Source organism: Microtetraspora niveoalba, assembly GCF_001570405.1.
GTDB classification, from domain to species: domain Bacteria; phylum Actinomycetota; class Actinomycetes; order Streptosporangiales; family Streptosporangiaceae; genus Microtetraspora; species Microtetraspora niveoalba.
This window is the reverse complement of the sequence record NZ_BBYM01000018.1, coordinates 24,638-37,583: the sequence shown is the minus strand read 5'-3', so window position 1 is coordinate 37,583 and position 12,946 is coordinate 24,638. Positions and strand designations below refer to the sequence as shown.

The 12,946-nt window shown below is 73.6% G+C and carries 12 protein-coding genes; 5 read left to right on the top strand and 7 right to left on the bottom strand.

Annotated features, from left to right (window positions below; translation table 11 throughout):
• Positions 1-60 precede the first annotated feature (60 nt).
• Complete coding sequence (locus AWQ70_RS39030; protein WP_157530162.1) at positions 61-237, bottom strand: hypothetical protein; 177 nt, start codon at positions 235-237, stop codon at positions 61-63.
• Between the two features lie 153 nt (positions 238-390).
• Here AWQ70_RS39030 and AWQ70_RS18380 point away from each other — a divergent pair, with 153 nt between their 5' ends.
• Positions 391-1,638, top strand: a complete 1,248-nt coding sequence (locus AWQ70_RS18380; protein WP_218004580.1) for a PP2C family protein-serine/threonine phosphatase — start codon at positions 391-393, stop codon at positions 1,636-1,638.
• Between the two features lie 31 nt (positions 1,639-1,669).
• Here the strand turns inward: AWQ70_RS18380 and AWQ70_RS18375 are convergent, their stop codons facing one another.
• Genes AWQ70_RS18375 through AWQ70_RS18360 form a run of 4 tightly spaced genes read right to left on the bottom strand, consistent with a single transcriptional unit; the run spans position 1,670 to position 5,937 of the window.
• Positions 1,670-2,854: an MFS transporter gene (locus tag AWQ70_RS18375; protein WP_067177626.1), complete on the bottom strand. Its 1,185-nt coding sequence runs from the start codon at positions 2,852-2,854 to the stop codon at positions 1,670-1,672.
• Positions 2,844-4,349 (bottom strand): tripartite tricarboxylate transporter permease, encoded by a 1,506-nt coding sequence (locus AWQ70_RS18370; RefSeq protein WP_067177624.1) that lies wholly within the window; start codon positions 4,347-4,349, stop codon positions 2,844-2,846. Before AWQ70_RS18370 ends, AWQ70_RS18375 begins: the two co-directional genes overlap by 11 nt.
• Positions 4,346-4,939, bottom strand: coding sequence for a tripartite tricarboxylate transporter TctB family protein (locus tag AWQ70_RS18365; protein ID WP_218004579.1), 594 nt, complete (start codon positions 4,937-4,939; stop codon positions 4,346-4,348). The genes AWQ70_RS18370 and AWQ70_RS18365 overlap by 4 nt, the downstream gene beginning before the upstream one ends.
• Entirely contained in the window at positions 4,936-5,937 is a 1,002-nt protein-coding gene (locus AWQ70_RS18360; RefSeq protein ID WP_218004578.1) for a Bug family tripartite tricarboxylate transporter substrate binding protein, read from the bottom strand. The genes AWQ70_RS18365 and AWQ70_RS18360 overlap by 4 nt, the downstream gene beginning before the upstream one ends.
• A 98-nt stretch (positions 5,938-6,035) precedes the next feature.
• Here AWQ70_RS18360 and AWQ70_RS18355 point away from each other — a divergent pair, with 98 nt between their 5' ends.
• Complete coding sequence (locus tag AWQ70_RS18355; RefSeq protein WP_157530161.1) at positions 6,036-7,721, top strand: sensor histidine kinase; 1,686 nt, start codon at positions 6,036-6,038, stop codon at positions 7,719-7,721.
• On the top strand, positions 7,718-8,398 hold the full coding sequence (locus tag AWQ70_RS18350) for a response regulator (protein WP_067177621.1): 681 nt from the start codon (positions 7,718-7,720) through the stop codon (positions 8,396-8,398). The genes AWQ70_RS18355 and AWQ70_RS18350 overlap by 4 nt, the downstream gene beginning before the upstream one ends.
• A gap of 10 nt (positions 8,399-8,408) precedes the next feature.
• Here AWQ70_RS18350 and AWQ70_RS18345 read toward each other — a convergent pair whose 3' ends face one another.
• Complete coding sequence (locus tag AWQ70_RS18345) at positions 8,409-9,239, bottom strand: class II fructose-bisphosphate aldolase (RefSeq protein ID WP_067177619.1); 831 nt, start codon at positions 9,237-9,239, stop codon at positions 8,409-8,411.
• Complete coding sequence (locus AWQ70_RS18340) at positions 9,212-10,135, bottom strand: 1-phosphofructokinase family hexose kinase (protein ID WP_067177617.1); 924 nt, start codon at positions 10,133-10,135, stop codon at positions 9,212-9,214. Before AWQ70_RS18340 ends, AWQ70_RS18345 begins: the two co-directional genes overlap by 28 nt.
• 123 nt (positions 10,136-10,258) lie before the next feature.
• Between AWQ70_RS18340 and AWQ70_RS18335 the strand changes: the two genes are divergently transcribed.
• Positions 10,259-11,044 carry a DeoR/GlpR family DNA-binding transcription regulator gene (locus AWQ70_RS18335; RefSeq protein ID WP_067177615.1) on the top strand — a complete coding sequence of 262 codons (786 nt, stop codon included), beginning with the start codon at positions 10,259-10,261 and terminating at the stop codon, positions 11,042-11,044.
• Between the two features lie 620 nt (positions 11,045-11,664).
• Positions 11,665-12,936: an extracellular solute-binding protein gene (locus AWQ70_RS18330; RefSeq protein ID WP_067177612.1), complete on the top strand. Its 1,272-nt coding sequence runs from the start codon at positions 11,665-11,667 to the stop codon at positions 12,934-12,936.
• Positions 12,937-12,946 lie beyond the last annotated feature (10 nt).

Below are 12,946 nucleotides of genomic sequence, written 5' to 3'. Positions count from 1 at the left end.
CGGGCGAAACGGCGGACGGCGGCGGCTTGGCCGGGTCCTGGCGGAGCGCTGACCCCGGGGCTATTCGGTGGTGGGCTCCTCCACGTCGTCCGAGGAATCGGCGCCCGGCACGTACCACCCCTGCCACGGGCCGTCCTCGGGATCGCCCTCGGCGTCCGGGGACTGGCCCAGCGGGGGCAGCCAGTCCAGGTCGCCGCCGCGTGGGGCCCGGCTTCCCGGTTGCCAGATGTTCGTCATCGTTTCCCCCCGAAGTCGCGAGGCCGCGCGGGCCGCCACGCGGGCGGCCCGCCCTCCGTAGCGCCCCCGCTTCCCGCGTCCGCCCAGGTCAAACGCGCCCCCCGTGGGTAGGAGGCGGGGCACGAGGATGCGGAGCCACCCCGGGGAGCGCGCGTGCGGAGCGACGACGAGAGGATGCTGGGCGGACTGGTCCACGCCAGCCATCTGGTCTCGCTCGAGAACGTGCCGGCGCTGGTCGCCGAGCACGCGGCCCTCTGGGGCCTGTCCGAGACGACGATCTACATCGCCGACCTGCAGCAACTGTCGCTCGTCCCGCTGCCCGGCCAGCGGAGCGAGTCCGGAGAGCCGCCCGCCCCCATCCGCATCGACGCCACTCTCGCCGGGCGGGCCTACCGCAACGTGGAGATCGTCCGCGTCGGGGCGGCCACGCACCCGTCCGCGGGCGAGGCCGCGGAGCCGCCGGTCGAGGAGGGACCGCTCCGCCTGTGGGTGCCGCTGCTCGACGGCACCGAACGGCTCGGCGTGATCGCGGTCACCGTGGCCGAGCCCACCCCGGCCACCGGCTGGCGGATCCGCTACCTCGCGTCGCTCCTCGCCTTCATCCTGGAGAGCAAGCGGGCCGTCAGCGACTCCTACGCCGTCCTTGAGCGCACCCGGCCGATGAACCTCTCCGCCGAGGTCCTGTGGAACCTCATGCCGGCCAGGACCTTCGCCAACGAACGCGTGGTGGTCGGCGCCGCGCTCGAACCCGCGTACGAGATGGGCGGGGACACCTTCGACTACGCGCTCAACGGCGACATCATGCACCTGGCGATCTTCGACGCCATGGGGCACGACACCGCAGCCGGGCTGACCGCGACCATCGCCATCGGCGCCTACCGCTACAGCCGGCGGCAGGGCGTCGACCCGGTGGCGGCGAGCGAGGCGATCGACGCGGCGATCGGCGAGCAGTTCGCCGGCACCCGCTTCGCCACCGGCGTCCTGGCCGCGCTGAACACGGCCACCGGCCGGCTCGTCTGGGTCAACCGGGGGCACCACCCGCCACTGGTCATCCGCGACAAGCGCACCACCATCTCCCTGGACGGCACGCCGTCGCCGCCGATGGGGCTCGGGCTGAGCGTGCCGGCGAGCCTCGCGGAGTACCACCTCGAACCCGGCGACCGCCTGCTGCTCTACACAGACGGGATCATCGAAGCGCGCAGCCCCGAGGGGGAGCCGTTCGGGCTGCGCCGCTTCATCGACTTCGTCGTCCGCCAGGAGGCGGGCGGGCTGACCACCCCGGAGACCCTGCGCCGCCTGATCCAGTCGATCCTCGCCCACCAGGAGGGGCGCCTGCAGGACGACGCCACCGTGGTGCTGCTCGAATGGCGCACCCAGACCCAGCCGCGGCTGATGCTGTGAGCCGCGCGGCACGGCCCGGCGTCCCGGCCGCTCAGCTCTCCCCGGCCGGGTCCACGGGCAGCCGTCGCGCGGCGACGCCGGCCCAGCCGAGGCTGAACGCCGTGATCCACAACACCCCGCCCGCGCCCAGCCCCGCCGCCACGAGCCCGGCCGCGCTGGGGATCAGCACCTGGCCGGTGCGGTTGCCCACCAGGCGCAGGGACATGGCCCGGCCGCGCAGGCCCGGCGGCGCCGACTCCGCCAGCCACGACATCGTCAGCGGCTGGCCCACGCCGAGGCCGAAACCGGCGGCGGCGAGCAGCGCGGCGAGCGCCCAGACCGGCATCGGCGACGGCATGGCCGCCAGCGCGACCGCCGCCGCCACGGTGCTCGCGACCAGCAGCCTGCGGCGGCCGAACGCCCGGGACAGGCGGCCGAGGAACAGCCGCGACCCCATGGACGCCACCCCGCGTACGGCGAGCAGCAGGCCGACCGTGCCCGAGGCGAGGCCGCGCTCCGCGCCCAGCGCGGGCAGGTAGACGAGGGTGATGTCGACGGCGGCCAGCACCACGCAGCTCGTCGCGAGGGCGCCGGCCAGCCCCGGCAGGCGGATCAGCGACCGGATCCCGGGCGCGGAGCCGTCGCCGCGGCCCGCCGTTCCCGGGCTCTCGGGCAGGAAGGCCGACAGCGCCGCGAGCGCGGCGGCGAGGACGAGCGCCGCGAGGAAGACGGCGGTGGTGTCGGGGATCGCCCGCGAGCCGCCGAAGGCAGAGATCAGCACCGGCCCGGCGGCCTGGCCCAGCGACGCCGCGAACGTGTAGTGCCCGAAGGCGGTGTCGTAGCGTCCGGGCCGCGTGGTGTTGGCGACCAGGGCCTGCTGCCCGACGACGCAGCCGAGGTGGCCGGTGCCGAGCAGGACGCCCGCCGCCACCAGGCCGCCCACGCCGTCGCCGAGCAGCAGGAACGCCAGGCCGGAGCAGACGAGCAGGACGGCGCCGGCCAGGGCCACCGCGCGCTCCCCGAACCGGTCGGCCGCGTGCCCCGCCGGGATGGCCAGCACCAGCGGGGCGATCGCGAAGCTCGCGCTCAGCACGCCCAGCCACCCCGCCGGGACGTCCAGCTCGATCGCCCGGTACGACATGGTCGGGCGCAGCACGAAGGTGACGGCCTGCGTGATCAGGGCGTGGAGCAGGAGCACGGGCGGCCGGCGCCGCCCGCGCCCGGGGTCACGTCGCATCCGGCCGCGCGGGCCTCCTGAACGCGTACCGCCGGAGCAGCGGCCACACCAGCATGATCACCACCACAGTGTAGACGGCGTACGAGACGGGGCCCCCGAGCAGGCCGGACGGGTCGCCCCCCGAGAGCTGGAGGGACCGCCTGCCCTGCAGCTCGGCGCGCGGCCCGAGGATGACTCCGACGATGAGGGGCAGCACCGGCAGGCCGAACCGGCGCATGGCGAACCCGAGCAGCCCCAGCAGCAGGAGCAGCAGCAGGTCGAGCGGCTGGGCGTTCACCGCGTACGCGCCCATCGAGGCGAAGAACAGGATCCCCGCGTACAGGTAGGGGCGGGGGATGCGCAGCAGCTTCGCCCAGGCGGGGGCCAGCGGCAGGTTGAGGACGAGCAGCAGCAGGTTCCCGACGAACAGGCTCGCGATGAGCGTCCAGACCAGCGTGGACTCGCGCTCGAACAGCAGCGGTCCCGGCTGGATGCCGTAGGACTGGAACGCGGCGAGCATGACCGCGGCGGTCGCGTTCGTCGGCAGGCCGATCGCCAGCATCGGCACCAGGGTGCCCGCCGCCGACGCGTTGTTCGCCGCCTCGGGACCGGCGACGCCCTCGATCGCGCCCTTGCCGAACTCCTCCGGGTGCCGGGTCAGCTTCCGCTCCGTCGCGTACGACAGGAAGGTCGGGATCTCCGCGCCGCCCGCCGGGAGCGCGCCGAACGGGAACCCGAACGCGGTGCCGCGCAGCCACGGCCGCCACGACCGCCTCCAGTCCTCGCGGCCCATCCACGGGCGGCCGACCGGGATCACCTCGCCGGGCCGTCCGCGCAGGTGCGCGGCCACCCACAGCGCCTCTCCGACGGCGAAGACGCCGACCGCGACGACGACCACGTCGATGCCGTCGGCGAGTTGCGGGACGCCGAACGTGAGCCGCTGCTGCCCGCTCACCGCGTCGATGCCGACCAGCCCGATGACCAGCCCGATCAGCAGGGAGGCGAACCCGCGCACGCGCGAGGCGCCGAGCACCGCGGTGACCGCGACGAACGCCAGGATCATGATCGCGAGGTAGTCGGGCGCGCCGAGGTCCACGGCGAACCGCACCACCACCGGGGTGACGAGCACCAGGAGGAGCGTGCCGATCGTGCCCGCGACGAACGAGCCGATCGCCGCGGTCGCCAGCGCCTGCGCGGCCCGGCCCGCCTTCGCCATCTTGTTGCCCTCGATCGCGGTGACGACCGACGACGACTCGCCCGGCGTGTTCAGCAGGATCGAGGTGGTGGATCCGCCGTACATGCCGCCGTAGAAGATGCCGGCGAACAGGATGAACGCGTGCGCCGGGTCCATCCCGTACGTCACCGGGAGCAGCAGCGCCACGGTCATCGCCGGTCCGATGCCGGGCAGCACCCCGACCGCCGTGCCGATCGTGACGCCGATCAGGGCGAGCAGCAGGTTCGTCGGGGAGAGGATGTTCGCGAACCCCTCGGCGAGGTGCGCCAGGTTCTCCGTCACAGGATCCCCCGCAGCACCCCGGCCGGGAGGTTCACTCCGAGCCCGATCGCGAAGCCGTAGAAGGTGGCCAGGGACAGCGCCGCCGCGATCGCCAGGTCGCGGACCGGCCGCCGGCTCCCCAGGGCGAAGGCCGACCCCCAGAACAGGATCGCCCCGCTGATCACCCAGCCGAGCAGCTCGATCAGGGCCGCGTTCGCCGCGAAGGCGCCGATCAGCAGGAGCACGGTGCGCCAGTCGATCCGGGTGGTCAGGTCGACGTCCTCGCCGCCCTCGGGCTCGCCGCGGCCTCCCCGCGCCACGTCGACCGCGTAGATCACGGCGACCGCGACGAGCAGCACGCCCAGGAACACCGGCACCGGACGCGGCCCGATCGGGTCACTGCCGCTCGTCACGTGCGCGATCCCCCGCGCGTCGGCGATCACGAGCGCGCCGGTCAGCGCGAGGAACGCGCACACGCCGTACTGCGCGCGGTCCCGGCCGCGGGACCGCGGGGCGGCCATGTCGCCGCCCGCGCTCTCCCCGTCCGTCCCGTCCGCGCGCGTCGCGGCGCCGTCGCGCCCGCGCCGCGGTGCGCGGATCCGCAGGCTCATGCCAGCCCGAGCCGGGTCAGGATCTCGGCGACCTGCGTGTCCTGCTCGGCGAGGAAGGAGGTGAACGCGTCGCCGGTGACGAAGGCGTCGGTCCAGCCGCGCTTGACCAGCTCGTCCTTCCAGGGCTTCGAGTCGTGCATCCGCGTCAGCGCGTCGATCCAGGTGCCCTTGTCGGCGTCGGAGATGCCCGGCGGCGCGACGATCCCGCGCCAGTTGGTGAAGACGAAGTCGATGCCCGCGCTCTTCAGCGTCGGCACGTCGCCGAGCACCTCGACCGGCTCCTCGCTGGTCACCGCGAGCACCCGCACCTGGCCCGCCTGCACCTGGTCGAGGAACTCGCTGTACCCGCTGGCCGCGAATGCGATCTTGTTGCCGAGGATCGCGGGCAGCAGCTCGCCGCCGCCGTCGTAGGAGATGAAGTTGACCTGCTTGGGATCGATGCCGACCTTCTGGGCGAGCTGCATCGGCAGCAGGTGGTCCGGGCCTCCCGGGAGCGAGCCGCCGCCGACGGCGAGCCCCTTCGGGTCCTTCTTCCACGCCTCGACCAGCTCGCCGATCGTCTGGTACGGCGACTGCTTCGGAACGACGATCGCGCCGGCCTCCTCGATCAGCTTGGCGATCGGGGTCGTCTGGGTCAGCGTCGCCTTCGACTTCGACGTGTACGACGCCCCGACGACGCCGAGGCCCATCTGCATGGCGAGCTTGCCGTTGCCCTTCTCGTTCACGGTGCGCTGGAGGCCCACCGTGCCGCCCGCGCCCGGCAGGTTGAACACCTGCACGCCGGAGGCGACCCCGGCGTCCTCCATCACCCTGGCCACGGTCCTGGCCGTGGTGTCGTAGCCCCCGCCGGGGGTGTTGGGCACCATGATGCGCAGGCCGGTGGCGGCCGCGCCCTCCTTCGCGGGCCCCGCCTGCTGGGCGGTGGCCCCGCAGGCGCCGACCGCGAGCATCAGCACGCCGGCCACGGCGCCGGCCAGTGCGGTGAGTCGAGTTCTCACAGTCCGTCTCTTTCGCTTTGCGGCATTCCAGCGCCATGATTGTGGCGACCTGGGGGCGTCCCGTCTGCCTTGTGTCACCAGCGAAGATTGAGTTCATTGTGGTCGTGACATTCCGCCGCCACACCCTGGCGGGCGAGCTGCTTGCGCTGCAGCTCGCCATCATCCTGGTCGTCCTGGTCGCCGTCGGCGCCGTCTCGGTGGCGCAGTCGAAGGCCACGTTCGACCGGGTGGAGGGGCGGCGGGTGACCGCGCTCGCCGAGCAGCTCGCGAGCAACCCCCTGGTGCGGGTCCAGATCGAACGGCCCGCGCCCGGCGAGACGCTCGCGCCACTGGTCCAGACCACCCTCACCCAGTCGGGCGTCACCTCCGTGACGGTGGCCGACCTCCACGGCGAGATCGTCAGCTCGACCGACCCCCGGCTGGTCGGGACCCGGCTGCCGCTCGGCGATCCCGGAGTCGCCCGGGCCCGCGGCTGGTCGGGGGAGCTGGCCGTCGGCTCCGCCAGGGAGCTGGTCGCCCAGGTCCCCGTGTTGGGGGCGGCGCCGCACAACCTCGGCCGCCACCTCGGCACCGTCATGATCGGCCGGGCGTCGCCGACGGTCTGGGAGCGGCTGGTGGGCGCGTCGTCGTACCTGCTCACCTATCTCGGCATCGCGAGCGCGCTCGGCGTGGTCGGCTCCTGGCTGCTCGCCCGCCGCATCAAGCACCAGACCCTCGGCCTGGAGCCGCGCGAGATCGCCGGGCTCGCCGAGCACCGGGAGGCCATGCTGTACGGCATCGCCGAAGGGGTGGTCGCGCTCGACCCGCACCTGCGCCTGACGCTGGTCAACGAGGTCGGCAGAAGGCTCCTCGACCTGCCGGAGGACTGCGTCGGGAGGAGCCTGTCCGACCTGGGCGTCGAGGGGCGGCTGCACGACGTGCTCGCCGGCACCGGCGGCGAGACCGCCGGGGCCCGCGACCAGGTCGTGGTGCGGCGCGGCCGGGTGCTGGTCATGAACCGCATGGACGTCACCAAGGACGGGCGCAGGCTCGGGTCGGTGACGACCCTGCGCGACCGCACCGAGCTGGCCCAGCTCGAACGCGAGCTGGGGTCCTTCCGCAGCTCCACGGAGCTGCTCCGCGCCCAGGCGCACGAGTTCTCCAACCAGCTGCACATCATCTCGGGGCTGATCCAGATCGAGGAGCATGACGAAGTGGTGCGATATGTCCGCGCGCTGCGCCGCCACCGCGAGTCGCTCGACCTGGCCCTGGCCGGCCAGGTCCGCGACACCGCGGTCGCCGCGCTGCTGATGGCCAAGTCCTCGCTCGCCGCCGAGCGCAAGGTCCACCTGCGGGTCTCGGAGCGTACGGCGCTCGACCGGCTGGAGCCGGCGGACTCGGCCGACGTCGCGACGGTGGTCGGCAACCTGGTGGACAACGCGGTCGACGCCGCCGTTGACGCCGCCGTGGACGCCGCCGCGGCGGGTCCGGGCGGTGCGGAGCGGCCGGGACGGGAGGCGTGGGTGGAGGTCGAGCTGCGCCAGGACGCGTCCAGCGTGGAGATCGTGGTGCGCGACTCCGGCCCCGGGATCGCGCCCGAGCTGGCCCGCGAGGTGTTCACCCGCGGCTTCACCACCAAGGCCGCCCGGGGTGGGGAGCGCGGCATGGGGCTGGCGCTCACCCGCCTGGTCTGCGAGCGCAGGGGCGGCGAGGTCGCGGTGACCAACACCCCCGAGGGGGCCATGTTCACCGCGTCGCTGTCGGTCGGCCGCCCGGCCGGCACGGCCGCGGAGGCGCGCCGATGATCGACGTGCTGGTCGTCGACGACGACTTCATGGTGGCGCGGATCCACCGCGGGTTCGTCGACCGGGTCGAGGGGTTCCGGGTCGTCGGCACCGCGCACACCGGCGAGCAGACGCTCACCGCCGTCGCCGAGCTGCGGCCCGACCTCGTCCTGCTCGACCTCTACCTGCCGGACGTCTTCGGACTGGACGTGATCACGCGGCTGCGGGCCGCCGGGTACGACTGCGACGTCCTGGTGATCAGCGCGGCGCGGGAGATCGACGCCGTGCGCGGCGCCGCCCGCCAGGGGGTGGTGAACTACCTGCTCAAGCCATTCGATGTGGACGACCTGCGGGTCCGGCTGGAGCGGTACGCCGCGCAGCGCAGGGACGCGCCCACCGCCCCGGTCCTCGGCCAGCGCGAGGTGGACCGGGTGCTCGCCCGGGGCGGCGCGGCGGCCCCGCCCGCGCCCGCCGCGCCGCCGAAGGGCATGAGCGCCGAGACCGCCGAGCTGGTCGCGCGCGCCCTGCGCGGCGCGGACGGGACGCTGTCGGCGGCCGAGTGCGCGGAGCGGGTCGGCGTCTCGCGGGTGAGCGCGCGCCGCTACCTCGAGTACTTCTGCGGGACCGGCCAGGCCGAGGTGTCCCTGCGGTACGGCGCGGCCGGACGGCCCGAGCGCCGCTACGGCTGGCTGCGCTGAGGGCCGGGCGTCAGGGCGCGGAGACCGTGCGGAGCAGGTGGGCGGTCGCGTCGGTCATCGCGTCCCTGGCCGCCGCGAGCCTGGGCCGGGGGTCCGCGCCGGACGGCTTCTCCGCGAGCGACCCGCGGATCGCCTCGGTGAAGGCGACGTTCAGCGCGGTGCCGATGTTGATCTTCTTCATGCCGGCCGCCACGGCCCGGCGCAGCTCGTCGTCGGGGACGCCCGACGAGCCGTGCAGCACCAGCGGCACCGGCAGCGCCGCGCGCAGCGCGCCGATCAGCTCGTGGTCCAGCTTCGCGACGCGGGAGGTCATCGCGTGCGAGCTGCCGACCGCGACCGCGAGCGCGTCCACCCCCGTGGCGGAGACGAACGCGGCCGCCTCGCCCGGGTCGGTCCGCACGCCCGGCGCGTGCGCGCCGTCCTTGCCGCCCACCTCGCCCAGCTCGGCCTCCAGCCACAGGCCGTTCTCGTGCGCCCACTCGGCGGCGGCCTTCGTCCGGGCCACGTTCACCTCGTACGGGTCGAGCGAGGCGTCGTACATCACCGAGCTGAACCCCGTGTCGGCGGCCTGGCGCAGCAGCGCGTCGTCCGTCACGTGGTCGAGATGGAGGGCGACCGGCACGGCGGCCTCGACGGCGAGCGCGGCCGCGGCCGCCGCCAGCGGCCGCAGCCGGCCCAGCCGGAACCGCACGGCGTTCTCGCTGACCTGGAGGATCACCGGGACGCCGGTCCGCTCCGCCGCCGCGACGACGGCCTCGGCGTGCTCAAGGGTGATGACGTTGAACGCGCACACTCCTCCGGGCGCGGCGGCGACTATCGAGGCGGTCGTGGCGAGGGGCATGTGATCTCCTGCAGGAAGGCGCGGTAGGCGGACGGGTCGATGTCCCCGGCGACCGGGGAGAGGACGGCGGCGGCCGACATCGCGGCCGCGTCGGCGAGGGCGCGCGGCCAGTCCGGCGGCCCGGGGGAGTGCAGCGCCCGGGCCAGCGCCGCGGCCACCGCGTCCCCCGCTCCGGTGGGGTTGCCCGACAGACGGCGCGGCGGGCGCACCTCCCAGCTCCCGTCGGGCGTGACGCCGAGCAGGCCGTCGGCTCCCCGGGAGACGACCACGGCGGCCGGTCCGTCGGCGAGCAGCCGCCGCGCGACCTCCTCGACGGGCCCGGGCCCGGCGGCCCTGGCCAGCTCGGCCGCGTTCGGCTTGGCGATGTCGGGCCGGGCGGCCAGCCCGAGGCGGAGCGCCTCGTGGTCGGCGTCGAGCAGGACGCGCGCCCCCTCGGCCCGGGCGTCCCGGATCAGCTCGGCGTAGGCGTCCGGGGCGACGCCGGGCGGCAGGCTGCCCGACAGGACGACGACCCGCGCGTCCCGGCACAGCTCGCGGAACAGGGCGCGGAACCGCCGCCACTCCTCGGCGGTGACGGCGGGGCCGGGCTCGTTGAACACGGTCGCGTCGCCGGCCACCACGGTGACCGTCCGCCGGGACGTGCCCTCGATCGCGCCGAAGCGCGCCGGGATCCCGGCGCGGGACAGGTCGTCGGCGATCTCCGCCCCGGCGCCGCCCCCGGCCAGTCCCGTGACGAGCACGTCGGCGCCGAGCGAGGCGAGCACGCGGGCGACGTTGACGCCCTTGCCGCCGGCCCGCTGGTGGACCGCGGTGACCCGGTGGCTGGAGTGCGGCACCAGCCCGTCCACCTCGTACGTCACGTCCAGGGCGGCGTTGAGGGTGACGGTGAGGATCATGCGCGCCCCGGCCTCCTTGTGCGTATTTCTGAGCACAATATGTCATTAGCAATCAAATACGCGCAAGCCGGAGGTTGGATACGCTTCGCGGGGCGAAACCGAAGTGAGCGGCGAGGAGGACCGATGTCGAGCCATGAGCGGTGGAACGCGTTGCTCGCGATCCTGGCCAGGGACGGCAAGGTCGAGGTGGACGCGGTGGCCGTCGAGCTGGGCGTCTCGGCCGCCACCATCAGGCGCGACCTCGACCACCTGAGCCGGCAGCAGATGCTGACCCGCACCCGGGGCGGCGCCGTGGCGAACGCGATCTCCTACGACCTGCCGCTGCAGTACAAGGCGGCCAGGAACGCGCCGGAGAAGCACCGCATCGCCGCCGCGGCGGCGGCGCTGGTCCCGCCCGGATCGATCGTGGGGCTGAACGGCGGCACCACCACCACCGAGGTCGCCCGCTCCCTCGCGAGCCGGGCCGACCTCGACCGGCAGGGCGGCGAGCCGAGCGTCACCGTGGTGACGAACGCGCTGAACATCGCGAACGAGCTGGTGGTCCGCAGGCACGTCAAGCTCGTGGTGATCGGCGGCGTCGCGCTGCCCGCGTCGTACGAGCTGATCGGGCCGCTCGCGGACGGCTTCCTGCGGGAGATCTCGCTCGACTTCGCGATCCTCGGCGTCAACGCGCTCGACCCCGAGGGCGGCGCGTTCGCCCACCACGAGGGCGAGGCGGGCATCAACCGGCTCATGGCCTCCCGCGCCGGGCGCGTGATCGTCGTGGCCGACTCCTCCAAGCTGGGCGTCCGGGCGTTCGCGCGGATCTGCCCCTGCTCGGCCCTCCACACCCTGGTCACCGACCGGGACGCCCCCGCCGACACCGTACGACGGTTCCGCGACGTGGGCGTCGAGGTCATCCAGGCCTGATCCCGCCCAGCCCGCCACGCCGGCCCACCCCGCCCGGCCCCGCGCCCGTGCGACCTGGCCGGGTCACCCCGCCGCGTTTCCCGCGCTCGCCCCGCCCGGCCCCGCGCTCGCCCCGCTGGGCCCCGGGCTCCGCCGGACCTCGGCCCCGCGCGCTCGGCCCGCCTCGCCCGGCCCGCCGGCCTCCTGCGTGTTCTCTCGGGTCGTGGTCCTCCGGAGGGCGACCGTGGCCCGCCCGCCCGGCGCCGTAGCGTGACTCGAATGTCACAGTATGTGGCGGATGATCGTTTATGCGCTTTCACGACATCTTGACGGCGTGAATTCGTGCGATATACCGCTAATATGCGCAATATCGCGCAACCGCCCCCACGTGCGGGCGGTGCCGCGCCTGGTCGTCGCCGCCGCGTGGGGGCGCCGCGGTCCGGCGCCTCCGCAGGCCGCCTGGTATAGACCGGCGCCGTCGCGCCGATGCCCCTTCGTTGCGAATCCGATATTCGCCGGTATAGACCGGCCGTTTGCCACCTGTTTACTCTTGGCTCCCAAGCCGCTCAAAGGCGGCCTATCCGCTGTTCGGGTCTCAACCGGTACAGACCAGTCATCCCCAGATCAAGGTGGTATTCGTGATGAGCAAGAGGATCGCCGGGGTGGTCACCCTCGGCGTGGCCGCGGCGCTGGCCCTGTCCGCCTGCGGCGGCGAGTCGGGCGGGGGCGACGGCGGCGGCGCTGACAAGGCCGCGGGCGGCTCGGTGACGCTGAAGCTGGTCGCCGCCGACTACGGCGACGGCCCCACCGCCGACAACAGCGGCGACAAGTTCTGGAAGGGCGTCGTCGACGAGTTCCAGGCGGCCAACCCCGGCATCAAGGTCGACGTCCAGGTCATCAACTGGAACGACATCGACACCCAGGTCGCCACCATGGTGCAGAACGGGCAGATGCCCGACATCCTGCAGACCGGCGACTACTCCGGGTTCGTCAAGGACGGCCTGCTGTACAAGGTGGACGAGGTGCTCTCGCCGAACACCCGGTCCGACCTGCTGGAGAAGTTCGCCGAGTTCGGCAAGGTGGACGGCGCCGCGTACGGCATCCCGTTCGTCTCCTCCGCCCGCGCCCTGTTCTACAACAAGGACCTGTTCACCAAGGCCGGCGTCAGCGAGCCGCCCAAGACCTGGGACGAGCTGAAGGCCGCCGCGGAGAAGCTGAAGAAGGCCGGGGTGACCCAGCCGTTCGGCCTGCCGCTCGGGCAGGAGGAGGCCCAGGGCGAGTCGTTCCTGTGGTTCATGGGCAACGGCGGCGGCTACAAGGACGCCTCCGGCCAGTGGGCGATCGACTCGGCGCAGAACGTCGAGACCTTCGCCTTCCTCAAGGACCTGCACGCGGCCGGCCTGACCACGCCGAACCCCGGCACCAAGGACCGCAAGACGGTCTGGGAGGACTTCGCGGCCGGCAAGGTCGGCATGGTCAACGGCGGCCCCATGTCCATGCCGATCTTCGAGAAGGGCGGCCTGACCAACTACGGCGTCGCCCCGATCCCCGGCAAGGGCGGCCCGCTCGACACGACCCTCGGCGTCGAGGACTGGATCATGGCCTTCAACAAGAACGGCCACCAGGAGGAGATCAAGAAGTTCTTCGACTTCTTCTACGCCTCCTCCGCCGCGCAGAAGATCAGCGACACCTACAAGCTGCTCCCGGTGACGAAGTCGGGCATCGAGAAGCTCTCCGGCGACGAGAAGCTCAAGCCGTTCCTCGACGCCCTGCCCAACGCCACCTTCTACCCCTTCACCGACCCGAAGTGGTCCGAGGTGAACACGCAGATCAAGCAGACGATCGGCGGCGCCGTCACCGGTGATCCCGCGAAGGTCCTCGGGGCGATCCAGAAGGTCGCCACGGCCGGATGACCCGGTGGCA

Coding starts and splice junctions, on each gene's coding strand:
- AWQ70_RS39030 (WP_157530162.1), bottom strand. CDS start 237: ATGACGAACATCTGGCAACCGGGAAGCCGGGCCCCACGCGGCGGCGAC.
- AWQ70_RS18375 (WP_067177626.1), bottom strand. CDS start 2,854: ATGCGACGTGACCCCGGGCGCGGGCGGCGCCGGCCGCCCGTGCTCCTG.
- AWQ70_RS18365 (WP_218004579.1), bottom strand. CDS start 4,939: ATGAGCCTGCGGATCCGCGCACCGCGGCGCGGGCGCGACGGCGCCGCG.
- AWQ70_RS18350 (WP_067177621.1), top strand. CDS start 7,718: ATGATCGACGTGCTGGTCGTCGACGACGACTTCATGGTGGCGCGGATC.
- AWQ70_RS18345 (WP_067177619.1), bottom strand. CDS start 9,239: ATGCCCCTCGCCACGACCGCCTCGATAGTCGCCGCCGCGCCCGGAGGA.
- AWQ70_RS18340 (WP_067177617.1), bottom strand. CDS start 10,135: ATGATCCTCACCGTCACCCTCAACGCCGCCCTGGACGTGACGTACGAG.
- AWQ70_RS18335 (WP_067177615.1), top strand. CDS start 10,259: ATGTCGAGCCATGAGCGGTGGAACGCGTTGCTCGCGATCCTGGCCAGG.
- AWQ70_RS18330 (WP_067177612.1), top strand. CDS start 11,665: ATGAGCAAGAGGATCGCCGGGGTGGTCACCCTCGGCGTGGCCGCGGCG.